Annotated in this window: 25 protein-coding genes; 18 read left to right on the top strand and 7 right to left on the bottom strand. The window is 68.1% G+C overall.

All coding sequences use genetic code 11. The features are described from left to right. Positions 1 to 125 precede the first annotated feature (125 nt). From K5L94_RS01455 to K5L94_RS01440, 4 genes are all read left to right on the top strand, one after another. Positions 126 to 752, top strand: coding sequence for a response regulator (locus K5L94_RS01455; RefSeq protein WP_053448560.1), 627 nt, complete (start codon positions 126 to 128; stop codon positions 750 to 752). 70 nt (positions 753 to 822) lie between these two features. Next, the gene (gene radC, locus K5L94_RS01450; RefSeq protein ID WP_080374990.1) at positions 823 to 1,527 is read left to right on the top strand and encodes a RadC family protein; all 705 of its coding nucleotides are present in this window, start codon (positions 823 to 825) and stop codon (positions 1,525 to 1,527) included. A gap of 114 nt (positions 1,528 to 1,641) precedes the next feature. After that, positions 1,642 to 3,330: an arginine--tRNA ligase gene (gene argS, locus K5L94_RS01445; RefSeq protein ID WP_053509554.1), complete on the top strand. Its 1,689-nt coding sequence runs from the start codon at positions 1,642 to 1,644 to the stop codon at positions 3,328 to 3,330. Positions 3,331 to 3,351: 21 nt separating this feature from the next. Beyond that, on the top strand, positions 3,352 to 4,257 hold the full coding sequence (locus K5L94_RS01440) for an SPOR domain-containing protein (protein WP_274511838.1): 906 nt from the start codon (positions 3,352 to 3,354) through the stop codon (positions 4,255 to 4,257). 127 nt (positions 4,258 to 4,384) lie between these two features. Here the strand turns inward: K5L94_RS01440 and K5L94_RS01435 are convergent, their stop codons facing one another. Beyond that, the gene (locus tag K5L94_RS01435) at positions 4,385 to 5,137 is read right to left on the bottom strand and encodes an SDR family NAD(P)-dependent oxidoreductase (protein WP_008265780.1); all 753 of its coding nucleotides are present in this window, start codon (positions 5,135 to 5,137) and stop codon (positions 4,385 to 4,387) included. A gap of 114 nt (positions 5,138 to 5,251) precedes the next feature. Between K5L94_RS01435 and K5L94_RS01430 the strand changes: the two genes are divergently transcribed. Further along, positions 5,252 to 5,719: a YehS family protein gene (locus K5L94_RS01430; protein WP_008265228.1), complete on the top strand. Its 468-nt coding sequence runs from the start codon at positions 5,252 to 5,254 to the stop codon at positions 5,717 to 5,719. Here the strand turns inward: K5L94_RS01430 and K5L94_RS01425 are convergent. Continuing rightward, positions 5,688 to 6,575: a LysR family transcriptional regulator gene (locus K5L94_RS01425; RefSeq protein ID WP_053448555.1), complete on the bottom strand. Its 888-nt coding sequence runs from the start codon at positions 6,573 to 6,575 to the stop codon at positions 5,688 to 5,690. The two genes, K5L94_RS01430 and K5L94_RS01425, sit on opposite strands and share 32 nt — an antisense overlap. 143 nt (positions 6,576 to 6,718) lie before the next feature. Between K5L94_RS01425 and K5L94_RS01420 the strand changes: the two genes are divergently transcribed. Then, complete coding sequence (locus K5L94_RS01420; protein WP_337999991.1) at positions 6,719 to 7,867, top strand: MFS transporter; 1,149 nt, start codon at positions 6,719 to 6,721, stop codon at positions 7,865 to 7,867. Here the strand turns inward: K5L94_RS01420 and K5L94_RS01415 are convergent. Continuing rightward, positions 7,864 to 8,562: a TorF family putative porin gene (locus tag K5L94_RS01415; RefSeq protein WP_053448553.1), complete on the bottom strand. Its 699-nt coding sequence runs from the start codon at positions 8,560 to 8,562 to the stop codon at positions 7,864 to 7,866. The genes K5L94_RS01420 and K5L94_RS01415 overlap by 4 nt on opposite strands. Before the next feature lie 179 nt (positions 8,563 to 8,741). On the opposite strand from K5L94_RS01415, the gene K5L94_RS01410 reads away from it, so the two are divergent. Next, positions 8,742 to 9,131 (top strand): DUF6165 family protein, encoded by a 390-nt coding sequence (locus K5L94_RS01410; protein WP_053448552.1) that lies wholly within the window; start codon positions 8,742 to 8,744, stop codon positions 9,129 to 9,131. A gap of 6 nt (positions 9,132 to 9,137) precedes the next feature. Here the strand turns inward: K5L94_RS01410 and K5L94_RS01405 are convergent, their stop codons facing one another. Together K5L94_RS01405 and K5L94_RS01400 are read right to left on the bottom strand one after the other, a co-directional pair. Beyond that, a complete protein-coding gene (locus K5L94_RS01405) occupies positions 9,138 to 9,815 on the bottom strand; it encodes a response regulator transcription factor (RefSeq protein ID WP_274511828.1) in 678 nt (225 codons plus the stop codon). 198 nt (positions 9,816 to 10,013) lie between these two features. Further along, positions 10,014 to 10,586: an OmpO family porin gene (locus K5L94_RS01400; protein WP_164086507.1), complete on the bottom strand. Its 573-nt coding sequence runs from the start codon at positions 10,584 to 10,586 to the stop codon at positions 10,014 to 10,016. A gap of 210 nt (positions 10,587 to 10,796) precedes the next feature. Here K5L94_RS01400 and K5L94_RS01395 point away from each other — a divergent pair, with 210 nt between their 5' ends. Next, on the top strand, positions 10,797 to 13,199 hold the full coding sequence (locus K5L94_RS01395; RefSeq protein WP_425507576.1) for a S9 family peptidase: 2,403 nt from the start codon (positions 10,797 to 10,799) through the stop codon (positions 13,197 to 13,199). A 91-nt stretch (positions 13,200 to 13,290) separates the two neighbouring features. Next, the gene (locus tag K5L94_RS01390) at positions 13,291 to 13,650 is read left to right on the top strand and encodes a DUF1428 domain-containing protein (protein WP_274511822.1); all 360 of its coding nucleotides are present in this window, start codon (positions 13,291 to 13,293) and stop codon (positions 13,648 to 13,650) included. A 27-nt stretch (positions 13,651 to 13,677) separates the two neighbouring features. Here the strand turns inward: K5L94_RS01390 and K5L94_RS01385 are convergent, their stop codons facing one another. Then, a complete protein-coding gene (locus K5L94_RS01385; RefSeq protein ID WP_274511819.1) occupies positions 13,678 to 14,361 on the bottom strand; it encodes a hypothetical protein in 684 nt (227 codons plus the stop codon). Positions 14,362 to 14,468: 107 nt separating this feature from the next. After that, positions 14,469 to 15,368, bottom strand: a complete 900-nt coding sequence (locus K5L94_RS01380; protein WP_053448548.1) for a hypothetical protein — start codon at positions 15,366 to 15,368, stop codon at positions 14,469 to 14,471. Positions 15,369 to 15,858: 490 nt separating this feature from the next. On the opposite strand from K5L94_RS01380, the gene K5L94_RS01375 reads away from it, so the two are divergent. The 9 genes from K5L94_RS01375 to K5L94_RS01335 all read left to right on the top strand — a co-directional run bounded on the left by K5L94_RS01375 (position 15,859) and on the right by K5L94_RS01335 (position 23,762). Next, complete coding sequence (locus K5L94_RS01375; protein ID WP_053448547.1) at positions 15,859 to 17,292, top strand: Do family serine endopeptidase; 1,434 nt, start codon at positions 15,859 to 15,861, stop codon at positions 17,290 to 17,292. Between the two features lie 101 nt (positions 17,293 to 17,393). After that, on the top strand, positions 17,394 to 17,759 hold the full coding sequence (locus K5L94_RS01370) for a hypothetical protein (protein ID WP_004153835.1): 366 nt from the start codon (positions 17,394 to 17,396) through the stop codon (positions 17,757 to 17,759). Positions 17,760 to 17,767: 8 nt separating this feature from the next. Then, positions 17,768 to 18,238: a phage holin family protein gene (locus tag K5L94_RS01365; protein WP_004153834.1), complete on the top strand. Its 471-nt coding sequence runs from the start codon at positions 17,768 to 17,770 to the stop codon at positions 18,236 to 18,238. Then, entirely contained in the window at positions 18,235 to 18,690 is a 456-nt protein-coding gene (locus K5L94_RS01360) for a hypothetical protein (RefSeq protein WP_008267243.1), read from the top strand. The genes K5L94_RS01365 and K5L94_RS01360 overlap by 4 nt, the downstream gene beginning before the upstream one ends. A 67-nt stretch (positions 18,691 to 18,757) precedes the next feature. Then, complete coding sequence (locus K5L94_RS01355) at positions 18,758 to 19,867, top strand: AI-2E family transporter (protein WP_164086504.1); 1,110 nt, start codon at positions 18,758 to 18,760, stop codon at positions 19,865 to 19,867. 31 nt (positions 19,868 to 19,898) lie between these two features. Continuing rightward, complete coding sequence (locus tag K5L94_RS01350) at positions 19,899 to 20,618, top strand: HAD family hydrolase (protein WP_049457342.1); 720 nt, start codon at positions 19,899 to 19,901, stop codon at positions 20,616 to 20,618. A 3-nt stretch (positions 20,619 to 20,621) separates the two neighbouring features. Further along, positions 20,622 to 21,989 carry a leucyl aminopeptidase family protein gene (locus K5L94_RS01345; RefSeq protein WP_164086502.1) on the top strand — a complete coding sequence of 456 codons (1,368 nt, stop codon included), beginning with the start codon at positions 20,622 to 20,624 and terminating at the stop codon, positions 21,987 to 21,989. 136 nt (positions 21,990 to 22,125) lie between these two features. Beyond that, positions 22,126 to 23,229: a catalase family peroxidase gene (locus K5L94_RS01340; protein WP_274511807.1), complete on the top strand. Its 1,104-nt coding sequence runs from the start codon at positions 22,126 to 22,128 to the stop codon at positions 23,227 to 23,229. After that, the gene (locus K5L94_RS01335) at positions 23,226 to 23,762 is read left to right on the top strand and encodes a cytochrome b (protein WP_274511805.1); all 537 of its coding nucleotides are present in this window, start codon (positions 23,226 to 23,228) and stop codon (positions 23,760 to 23,762) included. Before K5L94_RS01340 ends, K5L94_RS01335 begins: the two co-directional genes overlap by 4 nt. The last annotated feature ends 5 nt before the right edge of the window (positions 23,763 to 23,767 follow it).

Here is a 23,767-nt window from a genome sequence, read left to right as displayed (position 1 = left end):
CGCATCGACCCGGGGTTCACCGGCAACGCTTTCGGACCTTTCCTATACCTCTGTGGCCCTGCCCTTTTGCAGAATCAGGCGTTGGCCGCTGCGCGCAGGGGTCTGTTCGATCTCCGAGGAGCCGCGTGCATCCGCGCATCATCATCGCCGACGACCATCCCGTGGTCCTGCACGGCATCCGCATCGTGCTGCAGGCCCACCTGATGCAGGTCGTCGGCAGTGCCTGCGACGGCGCCGGGCTGCTGCAGCTGCTGGCCCGCCACGACTGCGACGTGGTGCTGACCGACCTGTCGATGCCGGGGGACGGCCCGGATGGTCCGGAACTGATCGATGCGCTGCGCGCTCGCCATCCCGGCCTGCCGGTGGTGGTGCTGACCGGCGCACGCCATCCCGGGCTGCTCGACGGCCTGCTGCGCGAAGGCATCAGCGGCCTGGTCGACAAATGCGCCGATTTCACCGAACTGCCGCAGGCGCTGAACGCGGCACTGGCCGGGCAGGTGTTCGTCTCCCAGCAGCTGCGCCACCACCTGCAGGCCCGTGACCTGCTGTTCCCACGCGAGCCGGCGCCGCTGTCGGCACGCGAGCAGGAAGTGCTGGATCTGCTCGCGGCCGGCCTCAACGTGAACGCCGTCGCCGAGCGTTGCGGGCGCAGCCCGAAGACGATCAGCCGGCAGAAGGCCGAAGCCAAGCGCAAGCTGGGCCTGCAGAACAACCAGGAGCTGTTCGACTACCTGAAGACCCGGCGCGAGTGAGGCATCGGCCGACCCGGGTCCGCGGCGTGGCCTGATGGGAGCCGGCGGCTGGGCCCGCGATGATGCGCGCATGCCCATCCACGACTGGCCCGAACAGGAACGTCCCCGCGAGAAGCTGATCGCCCGCGGGCCTGCGGCACTTTCCGATGCCGAACTGCTGGCACTGTTCCTCGGCTCCGGATTCGGTGGCCGCGATGCCGTGCAGACCGCGCGCGACCTGCTGCAGGCCCATGGTCCGTTGCGGACGCTGCTCGCCCGCCCCGCCCGCGAGTTGGCCCGCCTGCCCGGGCTTGGGCCGGCGCGCAGCTGTACGCTGGCGGCCGGGCTGGAACTGGCCCACCGCTACCTTGCCGCCGAACTGGAGCACGGCGAGGCGGTCGGCAACAACCCCGCCGCGGTCGGCCGCTACCTGCAGCACCGCCTGCGCGGACAGGCACGCGAGATCTTCATGGCCCTGTTCCTGGACAATCGCCACCGCCTGATCGCCTGCGAGGAACTGTTCCACGGCACCATAAACGCCGCCCCGGTCTACCCGCGTGAAGTGGTGCGGCGTGCCCTGCTGCACAACGCGGCGGCGGTGATCCTGAGCCACAACCATCCCTCGGGCGATCCTGAGCCCTCCGGGGCCGACACCCGTATCACCGATGAGCTGCAGCAGGCGCTGGCGCTGGTGGACGTACGCCTGCTGGACCACTTCGTAGTGGGCGAGGGCCGCCCCGTTTCGTTTGCTGAACGAGGCCTGCTGTCCCCGCCCCAGCCCCGCTTGTTCGGCTGAGCGCACGCCCACCCGGGGCCACCGGCCGTCCCCGCAGGCATGTCCTGGTCAGCGTGGTCACTGGTATCTGCGCTAAAATGGGCGATTCCGCCGCTCATTCTCACAGCAGGCCTCGTGAAAAATCTCCTCCGCGCCCTGATCAGCCAAGGCATCGAAGCCTTGCGCGCCAATGGCACCCTGCCCGCCGACTCCCTGCCGCCGGACTTCGTGGTCGAGCGCCCGAAGACCCGCGACCACGGCGACTTCGCCACCAACGCCGCCATGCTGCTGGCCAAGGCCGCGCGCAGCAATCCGCGCGCACTGGCACAGGCGCTGGTCGAGGCGCTGCCGCGCAGCGAGGACGTGAGCAAGGTCGAGATCGCCGGCCCCGGCTTCATCAACTTCCACCTGGCCCCGGCCGCGTACCAGCGCGAAGCCGCGTCGGTGATCAAGGAAGGCCATGACTACGGCCGCAACCTGTCCGGCAATGGCCGCACGGTAGGCGTGGAATACGTGTCGGCCAACCCGACCGGCCCGCTGCATGTCGGCCATGGCCGCGCCGCAGCGATCGGCGACTGCGTGGCCCGCGTGCTCGATGCCAATGGCTGGAACGCCAAGCGCGAGTTCTACTACAACGATGCCGGCGTGCAGATCGAGAACCTGGCGCTGTCCACCCAGGCCCGGATCAAGGGCATCGCGCCGGACCAGGACGGCTGGCCGGAAGGTGGCTATCGCGGTGAATACATCGCCGACGTGGCCCGCGCCTACATGGCCGGCGCCAGCGTCGATCTGGAAGGCAGCACCGTGGTCGGTGCCAAGGACCCGGATGACATGCAGGCGATCCGCCGCTTCGCCGTGGCCTACCTGCGCAACGAGCAGAACCTGGACCTGGCCGCGTTCGGCGTCGACTTCGACATCTACTTCCTGGAAAGCTCGCTGTATGCCGACGGCAAGGTAGCCGAAGCGGTAGCCAAGCTGCAGGCCTCCGGCCACACCTATGAGGAAGGCGGCGCGCTGTGGCTGCGCAGCACCGACTTCGGTGACGACAAGGACCGCGTGATGCGCAAGTCCGACGGCACCTTCACCTACTTCGTGCCGGACGTGGCCTACCACCTGTCCAAGTGGCAGCGCGGCTACGAGCGTGCGATCACCGAACTGGGCGCCGACCACCACGGCTCGCTGGCGCGCGTGCGCGCTGGCCTGCAGGCGATGGAAGTGGGCATCCCGCAAGGCTGGCCGGAGTACGTGCTGCACCAGATGGTCACCGTGATGCGCGGCGGCGAGGAAGTGAAGCTGTCCAAGCGTGCGGGCAGCTACTTCACCCTGCGCGACCTGATCGAAGAAGCCGGCCGCGACGCGACCCGCTGGTTCCTGATTGCGCGCAAGCCCGATTCGCAGCTGACCTTCGACATCGACCTGGCCCGCCAGCAGAGCAACGACAACCCGGTGTTCTACGTGCAGTACGCGCATGCCCGCGTCTGCAGCCTGCTGCGCCAGGCACAGGAAAAGGGCCTGGTGTACGAGCAGGGCAACGGCCTGGCCAATCTCGGCCGCCTGGCCGACGATGCCTCGCTGCTGCTGATGAACGAAATCTCGCGGTATCCGGAAGTGGTGGAAGCGGCCGGCGTGGCGCTGGAACCGCATCTGGTAGCGCAATACCTGCGTGAATTGGCGCATGCGTTCCACACGTGGTATCACGGGACGCCGGTACTGGTGGATGACGCCGCCGATCGCAATGCCAAGCTGACCCTGGCCTGCGCGGCACGCCAGGTGCTGGCCAACGGCCTCGACCTCCTGGGCGTCAGCGCCCCGGAAAAAATGTAAGCATCAGGAGACGCAGTACTCATGGCAGCACGACGCGGCAAAAGCCAGGCACGACGCAACAGCGGCAGCCAGGGCACACCCGGATGGGTGTGGCTGGTCGCCGGTGTGGCCATTGCTGCGGTGGTGTTCCTGGCGGCGCCGAACCTGTTCAAGGGCGAAGGCGATGGTTTCCTTCGCGCCGGCCCACAGCCGAACCCGAACGCACAGCCGGCCCCGGTCGCCGATGCCGACAGCGATGTCGGTACCCAGCCGGCCGCGCAGCCCGCCACGCCGAAGCCGGCCGAAGCGGAAAAGCCGGCCGCCACCCAGTACGACTTCTACACCCTGCTGCCGGGCAAGGAAGTTGAAATGTCCGACGCCGAACTGGCCGCCAGCGCGCGCGCCGAGGACCAGCGCCGGGCCAAGGCCGAGGCGCAGCGCGCGCAGGCCGCACTGGAAGGCAAGCCGGTACCGCCGGCTGCGGCCACCACAGCTGCACCGGCAACGACCGCCAGCGTCGCCAGCACCGCGCAGGTGACCGCCACCAACCGTCCACTGTCGGCTCCGCTGAGCGAGCGTCCGGCTGCGGCAACGCCGCCGGCCAGCACGCCGCCGGCATCGACCAGCACCGCCGCTGCCACGCCGGCCGCGCGCGCGGAAACCGCACCGGCAGCAACCAGCACTCCGGCCGCTGCCGCACCGGCCGCCGTGGACAATGCCCGCTACATCCTGCAGGCCGGCGCGTTCGGTGCTTCCGGCGATGCCGAAGCCACCAAGGCCAAGCTGGCGATGATGGGCCTGGCCGCACGCGTGGAGTCGGCGCAGATCAACGGCAAGACCGTGTACCGCGTGCGCATGGGGCCGTATGGCAGCGCCGGCGAGCTGTCCGAGGCCAAGCAGAAGCTGGATGGCACCGGTCTGCAGGCGATGGCGATCAAGGCACAGTGACCCTTCTCGGCTGAACGGAAAAAGCCGGGCATTGCCCGGCTTTTTTTTGCTCCCGTAGAGTCGAGCCGTGCTCGACTGCCGTTCAAAAACAGAAGAGCAGTCGAGCAAGCTCGACTCTACAAGGGCTTCAGCCTTCGCGGGCCACCTGGAAGCCGGCGAACGACTGGCTGACCGGCATCAGTTCCAGGCGATTGATGTTCAGGTGCGGCGGCAGCGTGGCCACCCAGAAGATCTGTTCGGCGATGTCCTCGGCGGTCATCGGGTTGGCGCCGCTGTACAGCTTGTCCGACGCGTTCTGGTCGCCATGGGTACGCACCACGGTGAACTCGGTTTCGGCCATGCCCGGTTCGATCGTAGTCACCCGCACGCCGGTGCCGTGCAGGTCCGAACGCAGGCCCAGCGAGAACTGGCTGACGAAGGCCTTGGTACCGCCGTAGGCATTGCCACCGGGATACGGATAGACGCCGGCCACCGACGAGATGTTGATGATCGCGCCCTTGCGCTCCACCAGCTGCGGCAGCAGGCGATGGGTCAGGGTCACCAGTGCGGTGATGTTGGTGTCGATCATCGTGGTCCAGTCCGACAGCTTGGCGCCCTGCGCCGGCGCGGTGCCCTGCGCCAGGCCGGCGTTGTTGACCAGCAGATCGATCTCGCCGAACGCGGGCGGCAACGCCAGCAGGGCCGCTTCCATCGCCACCGGATCGCGGATGTCGAAGGCGGCGGCATGCACCACGTCCTTGCCATAGCGCTCGACCAGCGGCTGCAGGCGCTCGCTGCGACGGCCGGTGGCGATCACCTTCCAGCCAGCCTGCGCGAAGCGGTGGACGGCGGCGGCGCCGAAGCCGGAGGTGGCGCCGGTAATCAGGACGGTGCGGGTCATGCAGGCAACTCCGTGGGGAACCAGACCCCCATTCTGGCACCGTCGGCCGGGGCTTGCGTTGCCGGATCGGCCAGATCCGGCCCCACCTGTCGGGGTGACCGGTACAATTGCGCCATGATCAACAACGATGTCCTGCGCAGCGTGCGCTACTCCCTGGACCTGGGCGACCACCACGTGGTGACCCTGTGCCAGATGGCCGATCCGGCGTTCGCCGTGGATACCGAGCAGGTCAAGGCCTGGTTGCGCCGTGAGGACGAAGCCGGCTTCGAAGCAATGAGCGACAGCGCGCTGGCGCACTTCCTCGATGGCCTGATCGTGCACCTGCGCGGCCGCGACGAGAGCCAGCCGCAGCGTGCGGTGGAAACCCGCATCGACAACAACCTGGTGCTGAAGAAGCTGCGGGTGGCCTTCCAGCTGCGTGACGTGGACCTGATGGAGATCTTCGCCAGCGCCGGTTTCAAGGCATCCAAGTCGGAAGTCGGCGCACTGTTCCGCCAGCCCGGCCATGCCAACTACCGGCGCTGCCTGGACCAGATGCTGCGCAATTTCCTCAAGGGCCTGAGCCTGCGCCTGCGCGGCTGAGCACGGCCTCGACGAACGCGCGCGCCGCCGGCGTCGGCACCCGCTGCCAGACCAGGTGCACGCGGCGGGTCGGGGTGGGTTGCAGCGGAATCTGCACCACGCCCTCGAAACCGTCGGCGATCAACGCCGGCACGATGCCGACCGCCAACCCGTGGCGGACGAAACGCTCGACCAGTTCCATCAGGTTGACCTCGAAGCGCACCGTGTGCGGCAGTCCCGCAGCAGCGAACGCCTCATCGGTCTGACGGCGCGCGCCGGTACCGCGCGGGAAGTCGACCAGTGCCTCATCCTGCAGTTCGGCCAGGGGCAGCCGCTTGCGCCTGGCCAACCGGTGCGACGGCGCCAGCACCGCCACCAGATCCTCCTCCTGCAGCATGCGGTGGCAGACGCCGTCCAGCGCCGCCGACGGCGCCAACCCGACCAGTGCCACATCCAGCTCGCGCGACTGCACCTGCGCGATCAGCACTTCACTTTTCTCTACCCGCAGCTGGAACTCCACCTGCGGGTGCGCCTGCTGGAAGGCAGCCAGCATCGCCACCACGTCGATGTCGGTGAGCGACGAAATCTGACCGATCGCCAGCAGCCCGCGTACTTCACCACTGACGGCGGCCACGTCGGCGCGCAGGTGGCGCAGGCTGGCCAGCACCTGGCGCGCATGCACCAGCAGCGCCTCACCCGCGGCGGTCGGGCGTACCTGGCGCGGCAGGCGCTCGAACAGCGGCGTGCCCAGTTCCTGCTCCAGGTAGGCAATCTGGTGGCTGAGCGCGGACTGCACCACGTGGCAGCGCTCGGCGGCACGGGTGAAGTTGCCCTCCTCGGCCAGGGCCACGGCGAATTCGAGCTGCTTGAGATTCACGCAACCATCTCAATTCCAGATGACAGGGATGATGATGATTCATTTCCATCATGACTGCAGCAGGCGGACACTGTGCACCCCGCTTTCTGGAACATCGCGTGAGCCCCACTCTCCCCCCACTGCATCGCTGGCAGGTGCTGCTGATGTCGGTCGCCACCGGTGTCGCGGTGGCCAGCAACTACTACGCGCAGCCACTGCTGCACACCATCGCCGATGCCTTCGGCGTGCCGTTCGGCCAGGTCGGCATGGTGGTCACCGCTGCGCAGCTGAGTTATGCCGCCGGGCTGATCCTGCTGGTGCCGCTGGGAGACCTGTTCGAACGCCGCCGCCTGATCGTGGTGATGAGCCTGCTGTCGGCGGGCGGCCTGGTGATCAGCGCCTGCGCACCGTCGCTGACCTGGCTGCTGGTGGGCACCGCGATCACCGGCCTGTTCTCGGTGGTGGCGCAGGTGCTGGTGCCGTTCGCCGCCACGCTGGCCGCGCCGGAGCATCGGGGCAGGGTGGTCGGCACGCTGATGAGTGGCCTGCTGCTGGGCATCCTGCTGGCACGCACCGTGGCCGGCCTGCTTTCCAGCCTGGGCGACTGGCGCCTGGTGTATGCGATCGCCGCCGGCACGCTGGTGCTGACCGCGCTGGCGCTGCAGCGCGGGCTGCCGCGTTTCCATCACAGCGCCGGCCTGGGCTACTTCGCGCTGCTGCGCTCGATCGGCGTGCTGTTCGTACAGGAACCGGTGCTGCGCCAGCGCACCCTGCTCGGTGCCTGCAGCTTCGCCATGTTCGCGATCTTCTGGACCCCGCTCGCCTTCCTGCTGGCACAACCGCCGTATGAATACAGCGATGCCACCATCGGCCTGTTCGGACTGGTCGGTGCCGCCGGTACGCTGGCCGCGGGCCTGGCCGGGCGCATGTCCGATCGCGGGCAGACTGGCCGCGCCACCGCCATCGCACTGGTGCTGTTGCTGCTGTCATGGCTGCCGCTGGGGCTGTCTGCACATTCGCTGCTGGCGCTGCTGGTCGGCGTGGTGGTGCTGGACCTGGCCGCGCAGTTGCTGCACGTCAGCAACCAGAACCTGATCTATGCATTGCAGCCTGCCGCACGCAACCGGCTCAATGCCGGCTACATGACCGGCTACTTCATCGGCGGTTCGCTGGGCTCGCTGCTGTCGGCGCAGGTCTACCAGCGCTTCGGCTGGACCGGCGTGTGCGTGGCCGGTGCCGCGGTGGCGGTGCTGGCCCTGCTGCTGTGGCTGCCCGGCGCGCTGCGCGCGCGCCAGGCTGCGGCGTCGAACTAGAAGCTGCCCTGCAGCGCCAGCTCCCAGCGTCCACCGGCATTGCCCGGGAACAGGCGCTTGGCCGCACTGTCGGTGTCGTGCACGGTGGCGCGCAGTTCCCATGCCGGCGCCAGCGTGGCAACCGCACTGAGCTGGCCATGCAGGTAATCCGGCCCCTGCGCGGTGGCCAGCCAGTACTGGCCCACCGCCGCTTCCAGGCGGACCCGCTCGTGCAGCGGCACCCGTACGCCCAGCTGGGCATAGGTGCCGCGATGGCCGCCGGCCAGCGCGTCGTTGGAGTGTGCGAGCTGCAGCCAGGCGCGCTGCTTCCAGGTCAGCGTGGTGTTGAGTTCGGTCCAGTCCAGCGCGCGACCGGTGCCCGGGTACACATAGCGGGTCAGGTTGGCATCCAGCGCCCAGTCCGGCGCGAGCGTGCCGGACCAGCCCGCCACCAGGTCGAACTCGCTGCGCGCGCCATTGTCCGGCTTGAACGAAACGTTCGAGCCCCACACGCTGGCGTACCAGCCCGATGCGATGGCTGCTTTCGCACCGGCCTGCACCGCCGGGTCACCGTCGCTCTGCGAGCTGCCACGCCACACGTAGTCGCTGGTCAACGCCGCGCTGCCACTGACCTGTACCTGGGCCTGCGCACTGCCGATTGCGAGCAGCCCTGCCAGGGCGGCCACCATGGCCGCCATCGTCCCCTTGCTGTTCACTGCACTGTTTTCCTCGTCGAAGGCGGTCGTGCCGCCGGGACGGCAGTGTCGGGGGCCGGGCCGTAACGGATCGAGGGCGTTGCCCCGCCCGCAGCGCAAATTCGGCGTAAATCCCGTGGAGGAGCGGCGCATCGGCATGGGCGCGTTATCATGCTGGCCTGTTACCAGGAACCAACCACGTGGACGCCATCCTGACCCCGGTATCGATCGGCGAGCTGATCGACAAGATCACCATTCTCGAGATCAAGGTCGAGCGCATCGACGATGCCGCCAAGCTGGCCAACATCCATACCGAGCTGGATGGCCTGTTGCCGCTGCTGCAGCAGCTGCTGCAGGCGCAGCCGGAGCTGGCCGCGCTGAAGCAGCAGCTGAAGGTGATCAACGAGCGCATGTGGGACATCCAGGACCAGCTGCGCGACAAGGAAGCGGCCCAGGTGTTCGACGATGCGTTCATCCAGCTGGCGCGTGGCGTCTATGGCACCAACGGCGAACGCGTGCAGGTGAAGAACGAAATCAACCGCGTGGCCGGTTCGGTGCTGGTGGAAGAGAAGCAGTACCAGGGCGAATAAGCCCTCTCATCCGCAATCGAGCAGGTGGCGGAAGCGGAACAGGTCACCGTCGCCGCGGATGCCGAGCTTGCGGTAGGCCGAGGCTTTCTGCGAGCTGATCGTGCTGGCCGAACGTCCCGATTGCAGCGCCATCTCGCCGGTGCTGACCCCTTTGAGCACCAGGCCAAGCACTTCGCGCTCGCGACGGCTCAACGGCGCCAGCACCGGCGCCGGCGTGCTGCGCGCCCGCGATGCGTTCAGTTCCGCGCGCAGCTCCGGTGGCACGAAGCATCCTCCGCGGGCCACCACGTCGATCGCATGCAGCAACACATCCGGCGCGGTCGACTTGGACAGGAAGCCACGCGCGCCGGCACGCATGCTGCTGGTCACCGTGCTGGCGTTGCAGTGTGCCGACAACACCAGCACCGGCAGCGCCGGCCAGCGTTGCGACAAGCGGCGCAGCAGGGCCAATCCATCGCCCAGATCGCCCATCGGCAGCGCGTCGATCAGCAGCAGGTCCACACAGGTCGGGCTGCGCTCCAGCAGCTGCAGCAGATGGGCCTCGCTGGACAGGCTCACCCGGACCTGCACGCCACTCTGCTGTCGCAACAGCACTTCCACGCCCAATCGCAGTACCGGATGCGGGTCCAGCAATGCCAGGCGTTGGGGCCGGTCGGGAAGCAGGGGTGGAAGTGCGGGCGGCATGGGGGGCATGTCCAGCAACATGGGACCGCCACGGTAGAACGGAGCCCGCAGCGGCGGAATCCAATTCCTTGCAATGCCACGCCTGCGTGACCCATCAGTCAGATGGCATTCGGTTTTGCGCCTTCGCAAACGCAACAGGCCCGGCAGAAGCCGGGCCTGTTGAAGCTTTTCCAGCGCGCGATCGCGCCGGGGCAGCAATTACCAGCTGAAGCGCGGGCCGACGGTGTATTCCTTGTCGCCGTGACGGTTCATCTTCAGCTCGCCGTTCAGGCCCCAGTTCTGGTTCAGCTTGACCTGACCACCCAGGCGGCCGTACCACTGGCCATCCGGATTGACGCCGTGCTTCTTGGCGTAATCTTCGTAGCCGACCAGGCCGTAGACTTCGGCGTGGGCGCCGAAGGCAGTGCGGACACCGGCTTCAGCGCTGTAGCCGTTGAAGTCCAGACCGTGCTTCTGGTCGAGCTTCTGGTAGGCAACGCGGGCAACGAAGTCGGTCGACGGAGCGATTTCAACGTTGTAGCCGGCACCGATCTTCCACTGGTCCAGCTTGATGTTGGTGTGGTCGAACTCCTGGCGGCTGTACTCACCGAAGGCGTGGAAGTTCGGCAGGAAGCCGTAGGAACCCTTCACGCCCCAACCGTCGGACTTGAACGCATCGTTGTCGATCTTGGCGTAGTTGGCTTCGGCGTAGTTGTAGGACAGGTTCTCAGCGGCCGAAGCGGTGAACGGCAGGGCAGCGGCCAGGGCCAGAGCAATCAGCGAATTCTTCATGGGGGTACACCTTTACTTTCTTATGGTGTGCAGCAGCGCCAGGGCGCCATCGCATCGGGAATGTAAATTCTCCGTTATTCGCCACAACGCTCCCTGAAAACAGCGGTCTTCGCATTGCTGAATTTTTTGCCTTGATTCAGGCTCTCTCTGGCATACGCGCGCGCCGCGCGTGCATTTGTGATCCCTCGACGATTGCAACAGGAGGTTGCCTTGCACCTGCCCGACCCGCTTCAGAGGATGGTCCGCGCGACCTTCCTGGCCAGCGCTGCGCTGTTTTCTTCCACGCCTGCACATGCGCTGCAGGCCAGCGACTACCAACGCGCCGAACGCGTGCACGACAGTCATCTGCGCGGTGCACTGCGCAATGCGTCGGTACTGCCGAACTGGCTGCCCGACGGGCGCTTCTGGTACGAGCGCGAAGACGCACAGGGCCGGCGCCAGGCCGTGCTGGTCGATCCGGCAACGGCCCGTCGCCAGATCCTGTTCGAGCCCACCGCGCTGGACACAGCGGTGGCCCCCTTCGCTGCCAGCGGGCCACGCCTGCGCCTGGCCAGCGTGCAGGCGGTGGACGCTGGCCTGCGCCTGCGTTTCAACGGTGAGGTGCCGATCAATTGCCAGTGGCCACGCTGGCAATGCGCGCGCGCGCAGGATCCGTTGCCGCCGGCCGACGCACTGCCTTCACCCGTTGGCGATGCGTGGCTGCAGGTGCGCGGCCACGATCTATGGCTGCACTCGCCAGGAACCGTGGCACGCGCGCTGACAGCCGGCGGTGAACCCGGCCATGGTTATGGCGTGCTGCCGGACTTCGCCCTGCGTGGCATTCCGCGCCGGCAGGGCCGGATGCCGATGCGACCGTTCGCGGTCGCCTGGTCACCGGATGGCCGCTACGTGGCCGGCATCCGCTATGACGAGCGTGCCCTGCTGGACTATCCCTATCTGGAAAGCACGCCCGCCGACAGCGCGCGCCCACGCGTGCATGCGGTGAAACTGGGCGTGCTGGGTGATGCGCAGCAGGTACGCGACAGCCTGTACGTGGTGGATACCCGCAGCGGCCAACAGCACGACATCGCGCTGCCCGAGGGCTGGAACACGCTCAGCGAAGCCGGCGTGCTGGGCTGGGAGGGTGGCCGGTTGTATGCGGTGATCGCGCACTTCGGGACGCCACGGCGCCTGCGCCTGGTGGAGATCGAGGCCGGCAGCGGCGCAGTGCGCACTGTACTGGAGGAAGCCAGCGACACCCGCCTGCAGCTCAACGTGTACTCGTACAACCGACCGGCCGTGGCGATCCTGCCCGGGCAGGACACCGCCGTGTGGTTCTCGCAGCGCGACGGCCGCGGCCACCTGTACCGGGTGCGGCTGTCCGACGGCAAGGTGCTGGCCCAGCTGACCCGTGGCCCCTGGGTGGTACGCGACCTGCTGGGCGTGGACGGCGCAGGCGGTTGGGCCTACTTCAGTGCCGGCGGCGTGGACGGTGGCGACCCTTACGTGCGCGGCCTGTACCGGGTATCGCTGCAGGGCGGGCCGATCCACCGCCTGGCCGCCGACGGCAACGACCACCTGGCCGATGCCGGCACCGGCGCGCTGTTCGGCGGACGCGCGCCGCAGGCGCTGTCGCCTGGCGGTGGCTATCTGGTGGATACGGTTTCCCGTCTCGACCAGCCACCACGCACCGTGCTGCGGGCCAGCGATGACGGCCGTGAAGTGATGGTGCTGGAAACAGCCGATGACAGCGCGATCGTTGCGGCAGGCTGGCGACCACCACGGCGCGAACGGCTGCTCGCCGCCGACGGGCGCACGCCGGTCTTCGCCACCGTCTACCTGCCCCGTGACTATCGCGATGATGGCAGCTTCCCGGTGATCGACGCGATGTACGGCGGCGCCTTCATCAGCAATGCGCCGGTGACCTACGCCGAAGCGGTGTCCGCATTGAATCCGGTGTCACGGGCCAGCCTGGCCGAGCTTGGCTTCGTGGTGGTCAGCATCGATGCGCGCGGTACCGGCGGCCGCGACAAGGCATTCCATGACGCCAGCTTCCTGCGCGCCGCCGATGTGCAGCTGGATGACCATGTGGCGGCGCTGCGCCAGCTGGGCGAACGCTACCCGGGCATCGACCTGCAGCGGGTCGGCATCTATGGGCATTCGTTCGGTGGCTACAGCGCGGCGCGCGCCCTGCTGCGCTACCCGGCGTTCTACAAGGTGGGCGTGGCCTCGGCCGGCAGCCACAATTTCCAGGGCATGTATGGTGGCGCCCTGCACGGCATGGACCGGCTGTTCGGCGGCGTGCTGCCGGCTACGGCCATGGCCGATGGCGTGCCGGCGTCGTTTGCCGGACTCGACAATGCCGCGCTGGCCGGCAACCTGCGCGGGCATCTGCTGCTGGTCTATGGCGAACTGGACGAGAACGCGCCACCGGCGCTGACCCTGCAGCTGGCCGCCGCCCTGAACAAGGCCCAGCGCGAGTATGACCTGCTGTACCTGGCCCGCCAGGACCATGAGTTGTTCCGCAACGACGCTACCTACACGCACCGCATGTGGGACTACTTCGTGCGCCACCTGGCCGGCCGGCAACCGCCGGATACGATGCTGGCGCCGCTGCCCGGCGGCCCGGGCTGAACAGGCATCGCCAGGGTGTCGATCCACGCCGCCCTGGTTCGTCGGGTACTTGAAGGCCGTGCATGCGGCACGGTCCATCCGGAGGCAGGCAATGAGCTACATCGATGGTTTCGTCCTGGCGGTGCCTACCGCCAACAAGGAGAAGTTCCTCGCCCATGCGCGCGCGGGTGATCCCGTTTTCATCGAATACGGTGCCCTGCGCGTGGTCGAGTGCTGGGGCGATGATGTTCCGCACGGCAAGACCACCGACTTCTTCGGCGCAGTGAAGGCCACGGCGGAAGAGACGGTGGTGTTTTCCTGGATCGAATGGCCGGACAAGCCGACCCGGGACGCCGGCATGGCAAAGATGATGGAAGACCCGCGGATGGATCCGGCCAAGAACCCGATGCCGTTCGACGGCGCGCGGATGATTTACGGCGGCTTCGTGCCAATCTACGAACTGAAGCGCTGACCTCAGCACAGGGCTCGGCGGGCGCGCTCAGCGCGCGTCCGTTTCATCGCTGGCGGCAGCATGGCCGGCACCCAGTGCAGCACCGGCGCCAAGCCCACCCATGCCGGCACCCATTCCGCCACCGCCACCACCGCCACCCGCACGACCGCCCTTGGCATCTCCGTCGTTGCGGCCCTTGCCGCCGCCGCTGGCGCCGGGCCGGGTCGGCCCCTGCGGCGGAATCTGCAGGCCGGCCGGGATCGGCGCCAGGTCCAGCGCTTCGCGCACGAAGTCACGCAGCGAGACCACCAGGTCGTGGGTGTGCACCGGCCGACCCTGTGCCAGTTCGTTGGCGGCGCGCGCGGCCAGCCGCACCTGTTCGTCGGTGCCCAGCAGCAGGATGTCCGACAGTGCCGCCTCGACCGCATCGCGGATGCGGCGGGCGCGGTCCGAACGCGGTTCGGCGATGCCTTCGGCATCTTCGCGCTGGCGCAGGTCGCGGCGATGGCTGGGGTCCACCCCCAGTTCGCCGGTGAACGAACCGCCCAGGGTCTTGTAGGCGGCCATCAGCGTGCGCAGCCGCTCATTGATCTGCCGGTTCTCGCGCTCGCGACGCTGCTGCAGGGTCTGCATCACCAGCAGGCGGATGCCCACGCCGAGCAGGGTGATCAGGACCAGGCCGGCCAAGGTGGACAGCACGCCCTGCCAGGAACTGAAGTCGATACCGCGCATGCTCGGCACTCCGGCGGGAAGAGCCTGCATCTTGCCCCAGGCCATGTCCCATAAACGCGAAAGGCCCCACCACCCGGAGGGTGGCAGGGCCTTCGGTCACGGCGCGATTACTTGCGCTTGGCGACCTTGCGCACGGCCTTCTTGGCCGGAGCCTTCTTGGCGGCGACCTTCTTCAGCGGTGCAGCCTTCTTGGCGACCGTCTTGCGGGTGGCGGCAACCTTCTTGCCAACCGCCTTCTTGGCGACGGCGGTCTTCTTGCCGACGACCTTCTTGGCCGCAGCGGTCTTCTTGCCGACGGCCTTCTTGGCAACGGCCGCCTTCTTGCCGACAACCTTCTTGGCCGCAGCGGTCTTCTTGGTGGCGACCTTCTTGGTGGCGGCAACCTTCTTGCCGACAACCTTCTTCGCAGCCACGGCCTTCTTGCCGGCGACCTTCTTGGCGGCGACGGTCTTCTTGGCCACAGCCTTCTTGGCGGTGGCGACCTTCTTGCCGACCACCTTCTTGGCGGCCGCGGCCTTCTTGGCAACGGTCTTCTTGGCCACGGCAGCCTTCTTGGTGGCGGCCTTCTTCACGGTGGCGACCTTCTTGCCGGCAGCCTTGGTGGCGGCCTTGGTGGTCTTCTTGGCAGCGGCGGCCTTCTTGGTCACAGCCTTGCCCGCAGCGGCCTTCTTCTTGGCCACTTCCTTCTTCAGGGCAGCGGCTTCGGCCTTGGCGTTCTTCTTGGCGGCTTCCAGCTTCTGCTTGGCCTTGGCAACGGTCTTGCCGACCGACTTGGCAGCCTTCTCGGCCTTCTTGGCAACGGTCTTCTCGACCTTGGCCACGGCCTTCTTGGCCTTGGCAACGCGGGTACCGGCAGCCTTGGTGGCGCGCTTGACGGTCTTCTTGACCGACTTCACTGCGTCCTCGGCGGCGTGGGCGATGGTCTCGCCAACGTTGGTGGCGGCTTCTTTGACGTTCTCGACGGCGTCGGTCACGACCGACACACCATTACCATTACCGTTGCTCATGTTGCCCTCCTGGGGGCCTTTAGTATCAAAACGGGGCGATGCTATACCGACATTGACGATCGTGGAACGGGGCACACGCCGACAATCGCATCTGCTGCGACGGCAATGGTGTAGCCAGGCACGGTCGCCAGCACGACTGCTTTGCAGCAAACCCCTTTTTTTAAGGACTGCGCCACACGCGCCACACGCAGGATGGGCAGCACCGCAGTGGCCGGCACCGATGCGCTGATCCGCGCAGGTTGTGGCGCATTGCGGCACTCGGTTGCGCGGAACTGCGCAGGTATCCGTCTGTGTCCAGCTCGCGGTCGGCCACCTTCGGCAGTGCACGCATCGCTGCCATGACGGTCGCTTTGGCCTCGCCGCCGGCATTCGGATCCGCCTGCCGGGCACGCGGTTTTCATGGCGCATTTATCCAGATCGCGACACACTCATTCAGCTTGTTTTACCGTAGGGCCGAACCGCCCCCACCCACGCCTGCGAACCGACGCCCATGCGACCGCTCCCCACCCTGCTCACGCTCGCAATCGCCGCTGCCTTCGGTGGCTTCGTTGCCACCGGGCTCAATGCCCACCTGGACAACCGCGCCGATGCCGCACCGCTGCCGGCGGTGTTGCCGACCACCGCGGCATTGCCGGCCTCGGTCGCCGGACAGGCGGTGCCCTCGCTGGCGCCGATGCTGGAGAAGGCAATGCCGGCAGTAGTCAGCGTCAACACCAAGCAGGTGGTGCGCGTGCGCAACCCCTTCTTCAACGACCCGTTCTTCCGCCGCCTGTTCCCGGACATCCCGCAGGAACGCATCAATGAATCGCTGGGCTCGGGCGTGATCATCGACGCCAAGGAAGGCCTGGTGCTGACCAACCACCATGTCATCGACAATGCCGATGACGTGCAGGTGACGCTGGCCGACGGGCGCACGGTCAAGGCCGAATTCCTCGGTTCAGACCGCGATACCGACATCGCGCTGATCCGCATCCCGGCGCAGAACCTGACCGACATCAAGCTCGGCAACAGCGACCAGCTGCGGGTGGGCGACTTCGTGGTGGCCATCGGCAATCCGTTCGGCTTCAGCCAGACGGTCACCTCCGGCATCGTCTCGGCCGTGGGCCGCAGCGGCATCCGCGGCCTGGGCTACCAGAACTTCATCCAGACCGATGCGTCGATCAATCCGGGCAACTCCGGCGGCGCGCTGGTCGACCTGCAGGGCCAGCTGGTCGGCATCAATACCGCCAGCTTCAATCCGCAGGGCAGCATGGCCGGCAACATCGGCCTGGGCCTGGCGATTCCCTCCAACCTGGCGCGCAGCGTGGTCGACCAGCTGGTCAAGCATGGCGTGGTGGTGCGCGGCACGCTGGGCGTGGAGAGCCAGAACCTGACCGCGCAGATCGCGCAGGGCCTGGGCCTGGGCGAAAGCCGCGGCGCGCTGATCACCCGCGTGCTGGCCGGTTCGGCCGCCGCGACCGCTGGCCTGAAACCAGGCGACGTGGTGGTCTCAGCCAATGGCCAGCGCGTGGACAGCGCCGAGGCGCTGCACAACGTGGAAGGCCTGGCCGCGGTCGGCAGCCCGCTGACGCTGGACGTGCGCCGCGAAGGCAAGCCGTTGCAGATCAAGGCGACGCTGAAGGAGCAGGCACGTGCAGTGACCGGCGACAGCCTGGACCCACGCCTGGGCGGCGCCACCTTCGTCGACCTGCCCGAATCGCTGCGCCAGTCGGGCGTTGGCGGCGTACTGGTCAGCGAGGTCAAGCGCGGCAGTCGCGCGGCCAGCAACGGCCTGCAGCAGGGCGACATCATCACCGACGCCACGGTGGGTGAATTCGCCGACCTGGCCAGCTGGCGTGCCAACTTCCAGCAGCGCCCGCCGACCCTGGTACTGCGCGTGCTGCGCAACAACGGCCAGCAGCAGGGCCAGCTCGTGATGCGCTGATCGCCCCGCCGTAACACCCCCTATACCCCGGCAATGCTATTGCTGTCAGTCCAGGTCGGCACCGCCGACACCCGTTCCCCCATCGCAACAGGAGTGATTCGATGAGCCCCACCAATACCGAGAACCTGAAGGAACACCTGGGTGAAGCCGGTTCCCACCTGAAGCAGGCCGCCACGGCCGCCGGCGGTGCGATCAAGGGCGCAACCGGTGCTGCGACCGATGAACTGCGCATCGGCAAGGCCAACGTCAAGGCCGAACTGTCCGACAGCGCGCTGTCCGGCCTGGCCGCCGCCGAGTTCGGTGGTGCCGCCGCCAAGGAACAGGTCGATGCACTGATGGACAAGGGCAAGGATCTGATCGACAGCGCCGCTGAGCTGATCCGCGAACGTCCGCTGGCCTCGTTCGGCGTCGCCTTCGCCGCCGGCTGGATCATCGCCAAGCTGGCTCGCGGCAGCAGCGACAAGTAAGCCGCAGCGTGAGCGAAGACAACGCGCAAGCGCCTGATCCGGCGGCCACCCCGCCGCTGGATGAGAGCATCCGCCAGGTCGGTGCAGCCGGCCGTGCCGCTGCCGATTCGGCCAAGCATTCGCTGCGCTCGTTGCGCCGGTTGGCTTCGGCCGACTTCGCGCTGGCACGCAGTGCGTTCGGCCGTGCACTGGCCTGGGCCGGCGTGGCGATCGTGTTCGGTGCGTCGGCCTGGCTGCTGATGGCGGCCACCCTCATCGCCCTGCTGCAGAGCTGGGGCCTGAGCTGGCTGCAGGCCCTGCTGATCACCTCGCTGCTGAGCCTGGCCGTGACCGGCTATGCGATCTGGCGGGTGTCCTACTTCTTCCACCACACCGGCATGCACGCCACCCGGCGCCAGCTGTCACGCCTGGGCCTGTTCGACGAGCCCAGCGAAGATGACCCGGATGCCGATGTGCAGCTGCCGGAGGGCAAGCCATGAAGTTCGGTGCGCTGCAGCGGCGGGTGAAACGCTGCGAACAGGTGGTGACGGTGCGCCTGGTCGAGACCCAGGACCACTGGTCCACGCTCAGCCAGGTCTGGCGCCAGGGCTGGTCGCCGCTGCGCATCGTGGTGGTCGGCCTGGCCGGCGGCTTCATCGCCGGCAAGCTGGAAGTGCCGGGCAAGGTCAACGGTGCGCGGTGGCTGCAGATGGTGGGCTCGGTCTCGAACCTGTTCGCCAGCGCGCAGGCGGCGTTCGCTACGGCCATGGCGGCGCAGGCCGCAGCCACCGCCGACGATGCCGCCGAAGAAGCCGACGATGCCAGCGAGCAGGCACAGGCGGCCGCATCGGCATCCGCTGCACGCCCGGCACCGGCAGCACAGCCGGCGGCGGAACCGGAACTGCGCGAGCCGCGTCCGGCCGAAGCGGCCACTGAACTGTCCGAACGTTGATGGATGGAATCCGCCGCGCCGATCGCGGCCGGCGGATAATGCGCTTCCCTTCCCGGTTGATGCGTCGATGAGCGAGCCCCTCCTGTCCCCGTCAGCGGCCGGCCCCGAACTGCCCGAGGCGCCGCTGCCGCCACCTTCGCGCCCGCGCGGGCCGATGTCGCTGGTGGTGCTGGCCACGCTGGCGGTGGGCTACACCCTGTGGGCCGCACAGGACATCATCCTGCCGGTGCTGCTGGCGGTGTTCTTCGCGCTGGTCGGCAACCCGATCCTGCGCCTGCTGCAGAAGCTGTGGATTCCACGTGCGCTGGGCGCACTGCTGGTGCTCGGCGCCGGTCTCGGCGTGACCGGTGCGTTGGCGGTGCAGCTGATCGGCCCGGCGATGGAGTGGGCACAGGAGGCCCCGCAGCAGCTGCGCAAGGTCGCGCGCCAGGTGCAGGACCTGACCAAGCCGGTGCAGCAGGCCAACCAGGCCGCAGAGAACTTCGCGCGTGTCGCCGGCGGTGACAGCAACCGCAAGGTGCAGGTGATCCGCACCCAGCTCGACGACCCGTACCGCATGCTGACCCGTGCACCACGGCTGGCCGCCTCGGTGCTGGCGGTGGTGCTGCTGACCCTGTTCTTCATGATCTACGGGCAGAACCTGCAGCGCGCGGCGATCGCGCTGTTCCCGAACCGCCAGCAACAGCGCTTCACCAGCGACATCCTGCGTTCGATCGAGCGCGAGGTCTCGCGCTACGTGCTGACCATCAGCGTGATCAATACCCTGGTCGGGCTGGTGTTCGCCGGTGTCCTGATGCTGTTCGGCATCAGCCTGCAGGATGCACTGCTGTGGGGCACGGTGGCGGCGCTGCTGAATTTCGCGCCCTACGTGGGCCCGCTGATCGGCGTGGCCCTGATGCTGCTGATGGGTTTCGTGGAATTCAGCGACCCGCTGCAGGCGCTGCTGCCGGCGGCCGCCTACCTGGCCCTGCATACCGTGGAGGGCCAGGTGGTGACCCCGATCGTGCTGGGGCGGCGCATGAAGCTGTCGCCACTGGTGCTGATCCTGGCGCTGATGGTGTTCGGCTGGGCCTGGGGCATGATCGGGCTGCTGCTGGCAGTGCCGCTGCTGGTGTGCATCAAGCTGGTGCTGGCACGGCTGGACGGCATGCAGGGCTGGGCGCGCCTGCTGGAATGAAAGCCCGCGCGCGCAGGCGTAGAATGGCGGGGTGAATTTCCCCGTCCAAGCCATCACCCTCGACCTTGACGACACGCTGTGGCCGTTCGCTCCGATCGGCGCCCGCATCGACCTGGTCCTGCACGAGTGGATGCGTGAACACAGCCCCGCCACCGCCGCGATGTATCCGGTGGCGGCCATGCGCGAACTGCGCGAGCGCCTGTACCACGCCCATCCGCATCTCCATCACGACCTGAGCGCACTGCGCCGGCTGACCCTGCACGAAGCCCTGCACGGCAGCGGCGCCAGCCTCGACCTGCTGGAGCCGGCGTATGAAGTGTTCTACGCCGCGCGCAACCAGGTGGAGTGCTACCCCGATGCGATCGAGGCACTGGCGCGGATTGCCGCGCGGGTGCCGGTGGCGGCGCTGAGCAATGGCAACGCCGATCTGGAACGGATCGGCCTGGCCCATCATTTCGCCTTCCAGTTGGGCGCGCGCGAGCACGGCGCGGCCAAGCCCGAGGCAAGCATCTTCCACGCCGCCTGCAACCGCCTGGGTGTGGCGCCGGCACAGGTGCTGCATGTCGGCGACCATGCCGAGATGGACGTGGCCGGGGCAATCGCCGCAGGCCTGCGCGGATGCTGGATCAACCGTGAAGCCGCCACCTGGACCCATCCGCAGCTGCAGCCGGACCTGCAGTTCGACACCCTCACCGGCCTGGCCGACTGGTTGGATGCCAACCTCGACGCTGCCGCACCCCGGAGTATCTGACGCATGAGCGAGATCACTGGTTTCACCACCGACGCCACCGCAGCGCTGCCGCTGTACGTGCTGGACCGCGAGCAGTTCGCGGCCTGGAAGGACGGCCAGCCGGCCGCCACCCAGGCCTGGCTGGCATCGCAGGGCTTTACTGCCGGCGCCTTCAGCACCGCGCTGCTGCCCGGTGCCGACGGCCTGGCCGGTGCGGTGATCGGCGTCGGTGATCGCGCCGACGCCTACAGCTACTCGCACGCTCCGCACGCCCTGCCGGAAGGCAGCGTGTGGCAGCTGGCCAGCGAACTGCCGGCCGCCGAACAGGCGCTGATGCAGCTCGGCTGGGGCCTGGGCAGCTACCGCTTCGACCGCTACCGCAAGCGCCACCGTGCGCCGGCGCAGCTGGTGGCCACCCCCACCGGCGAAGCGGCCGACCTGATCACCGCCAGCCTGCGCGTGCGTGACTGGGTCAACACCCCGACCGAGGACATGGGTCCGCAGCAGCTGGAAGACGCCGCACGTGCGCTGGCCGACGCGCATGGCGCCGAGGTCGAGGCGATCACCGGCGATGCGCTGCTGAAGCAGAACTTCCCGGCCATCCACGCCGTGGGCCGCGCCTCGCACCGCGCTCCGCGCCTTGTCGTGCTGCGCTGGGGCAAGGACACCGATCCGGCACTGGTGCTGGTCGGCAAGGGCGTGTGCTTCGACACCGGTGGCCTGGACATCAAGCCGGCCGACGGCATGCGCAACATGAAGAAGGACATGGGCGGCGCCGCGCACGCGCTGGCCCTGGCCGGCCTGGTGATGGCCCGCGGGCTGCCGGTGCGGCTGACCCTGCTGGTGCCGGCGGTGGAAAACGCGATCGGCCCGGATGCCTTCCGCCCGGGCGAAGTCATCGCCACGCGCAAGGGCCTGAGCGTGGAGATCGACAACACCGACGCCGAAGGCCGCGTGATCCTGTGCGACGCGCTGACTTTCGCCAGCGAGCAGAAACCCGACCTGGTGCTGGACTTCGCCACCCTCACCGGTGCTGCACGCATCGCGCTGGGCCCGGACCTGCCGGCACTGTTCAGCAACGATGACAGCGTGGCCCAGCAGTGGCTGCAGGCCGGCGACGCGACCCGCGACCCGGTCTGGCGCATGCCGCTGTGGCGCCCCTACCTGCGTTATCTGACCAGTGGCATCGCCGACCTGGCCAATGCCGGTTCGCGCATGGCCGGCTCGGTCACTGCCGCGCTGTACCTGGAACGTTTCCTGGAAGACGGCCAGCGCTGGGCGCATCTGGACGTCTATGCCTGGAACGACGGCGAGCGACCGGGCCGTCCGGCCGGTGGCGAAGCGCTGGCGCTGCGTTCGGCCTGGGCGATGCTGAAGGCGCGCTACGCCTGATCCGGCAGGTGCCCACCGCGGGTGGGCACTTCTTCCCCGGCAAACTTGACGAAAATTTGAATACCGGGCCTGGAAGGGTTCTGCGAGGATGTGCGGGTCGACCACCCACACGCTCCGTGAAGGCAGGAACCCGACCATGTCGCTCTTCCGCTATACCCGCGCCGGCCAGGCGCCAGGCGCACCGCGCAGGCATTCGCCGCTGCTCTGGATCGCCCTGATCGCGCTCATCCTGGGTGCCGTCGCACTGACCTTCGCCTGGCTGGCCGGCTGGATCGGCAACCGCCTGACCGCGCAGCGCTTCACCGACACCATCGAAGCCACCGGCCCGGCGCATCCCGGCTTCCGCCGTGCGCACAGCAAGGGCATCTGCGTGAGCGGCTGGTTCGAACCCAGCGCGCAGGCGCCGACGCTGTCCAGCGCACGGGTGTTCTCGCAACCGCGCGTGCCGGTGATGGGGCGGCTGTCGATCGGCGGCGGCGATCCCTACGGCGCCGACAACACCGCACGCGTGCGCAGCCTGGCGGTGCAGATGATCAGCGATGACGGCCAGGAGTGGCGGATGGCGATGAACAGCTTCCCGTTCTTCGCCGTTCCCGATGCCGAGGCGTTCTTCGAGCAGACCCGCGCCTCCATTCCCGACCCGGCCACCGGCAAGCCCGACCCGCAGAAGATGGCGGCCGTGCTGGCGAAGTACCCCAGTGCACAGGCCTTCCAGCAATGGGCCAAGACCGCGCCGTGGACCAGCAGCTGGGCCGACACCACCTTCAACAGTGTCAACAGCTTCTGGTTCACCAACGCGCAGGGCCAGAAGCGCGCGGTGCGCTGGCGCTGGCAGCCGCAGGCGCCGGTGGTGGAAATGGACGCCGAAACGCGCAAGCAGGCCAGCGTCGATTTCCTCAGCCAGGAACTGCAGCAGCGCCTGGCCAGTGGTCCGGTGCGCTGGAACCTGGTCGTCAGCACCGCCGAGCCCGGCGACGCCATCGATGATCCGTCGGTAGCGTGGCCCGAGTCGCGTGAACAGGTGGTGGCCGGCGTGCTCAGCCTGGAGCGCATGCAGTCGCAGGAAGAAGGCGCCTGCGGACAGATCAACTTCGATCCGCTGATCCTGCCCAGCGGCGTGCGCGGCAGCGACGATCCGATCCTGGCCGCACGCTCGGCCGTGTACTCGCAGTCGTTCAACCGCCGCGAGCGCGAGCGCGCCAGCGGCAACGTGGAGCAACCGAAGGAGGCCGCACGATGAGCACCGGCAATGGCCACTTCAACCTGCTGGCGCGGGTACTGCACTGGTCCATGGCGCTGATGATCATCGCCATGCTGTTCATCGGCGTGACCATGGTCGCCTCGCTGCACCTGCGCCCCGTGCTGATCGACCTGCACCGTCCACTGGGCATCGCGATCCTGCTGCTGGTGCTGCTGCGCCTGTATAACCGGCTGCGCCATCGCCCGCCGCCGCTGCCGACCGATCTGCCGGTGTGGCAGGTGATGGCGGCCAAGGCGTCGCATTGGATGCTGTACGCGCTGATGCTGGCGATGCCGCTGATCGGCTGGGCGATGCTGTCGGCCGGCGGTTACCCGATCGTGCTGTGGGGTGGCCTGCACCTGCCGCCGATCGTGCCGCACACCCCGGCCCTGTATGCCGCGCTGCGCAACGCGCACAGCCTGCTGGCCTATGTATTGTTCGCCACCGTGCTGATGCACGTGGGGGCGGCGCTGTTCCACCTGTGGGTGCGGCGTGACGGGGTGTTCCAGGCGATGGCGCGCGGGAAGGATTGATCGGG

Origin of the sequence: Stenotrophomonas forensis (assembly GCF_028752115.1) — a bacterium.
Taxonomy (GTDB): Bacteria; Pseudomonadota; Gammaproteobacteria; order Xanthomonadales; family Xanthomonadaceae; genus Stenotrophomonas; species Stenotrophomonas forensis.
Note: the sequence above shows the minus strand (reverse complement) of the source record. Positions and strands in the feature narration are given on the sequence as shown.

Bases quoted from the DNA above. Each gene is read 5' to 3' on its own strand.
- K5L94_RS01430 (WP_008265228.1), top strand. From the start codon at position 5,252: ATGATCAACAACGATGTCCTGCGCAGCGTGCGCTACTCCCTGGACCTG.
- K5L94_RS01370 (WP_004153835.1), top strand. From the start codon at position 17,394: ATGAGCCCCACCAATACCGAGAACCTGAAGGAACACCTGGGTGAAGCC.
- K5L94_RS01360 (WP_008267243.1), top strand. From the start codon at position 18,235: ATGAAGTTCGGTGCGCTGCAGCGGCGGGTGAAACGCTGCGAACAGGTG.
- K5L94_RS01385 (WP_274511819.1), bottom strand. From the start codon at position 14,361: ATGCGCGGTATCGACTTCAGTTCCTGGCAGGGCGTGCTGTCCACCTTG.
- K5L94_RS01355 (WP_164086504.1), top strand. From the start codon at position 18,758: ATGAGCGAGCCCCTCCTGTCCCCGTCAGCGGCCGGCCCCGAACTGCCC.
- K5L94_RS01400 (WP_164086507.1), bottom strand. From the start codon at position 10,586: ATGAAGAATTCGCTGATTGCTCTGGCCCTGGCCGCTGCCCTGCCGTTC.
- K5L94_RS01390 (WP_274511822.1), top strand. From the start codon at position 13,291: ATGAGCTACATCGATGGTTTCGTCCTGGCGGTGCCTACCGCCAACAAG.
- K5L94_RS01345 (WP_164086502.1), top strand. From the start codon at position 20,622: ATGAGCGAGATCACTGGTTTCACCACCGACGCCACCGCAGCGCTGCCG.
- K5L94_RS01435 (WP_008265780.1), bottom strand. From the start codon at position 5,137: ATGACCCGCACCGTCCTGATTACCGGCGCCACCTCCGGCTTCGGCGCC.
- K5L94_RS01420 (WP_337999991.1), top strand. From the start codon at position 6,719: ATGTCGGTCGCCACCGGTGTCGCGGTGGCCAGCAACTACTACGCGCAG.
- K5L94_RS01340 (WP_274511807.1), top strand. From the start codon at position 22,126: ATGTCGCTCTTCCGCTATACCCGCGCCGGCCAGGCGCCAGGCGCACCG.
- K5L94_RS01375 (WP_053448547.1), top strand. From the start codon at position 15,859: ATGCGACCGCTCCCCACCCTGCTCACGCTCGCAATCGCCGCTGCCTTC.
- K5L94_RS01380 (WP_053448548.1), bottom strand. From the start codon at position 15,368: ATGAGCAACGGTAATGGTAATGGTGTGTCGGTCGTGACCGACGCCGTC.
- K5L94_RS01440 (WP_274511838.1), top strand. From the start codon at position 3,352: ATGGCAGCACGACGCGGCAAAAGCCAGGCACGACGCAACAGCGGCAGC.
- K5L94_RS01335 (WP_274511805.1), top strand. From the start codon at position 23,226: ATGAGCACCGGCAATGGCCACTTCAACCTGCTGGCGCGGGTACTGCAC.
- radC (WP_080374990.1), top strand. From the start codon at position 823: ATGCCCATCCACGACTGGCCCGAACAGGAACGTCCCCGCGAGAAGCTG.
- K5L94_RS01405 (WP_274511828.1), bottom strand. From the start codon at position 9,815: ATGCCGCCCGCACTTCCACCCCTGCTTCCCGACCGGCCCCAACGCCTG.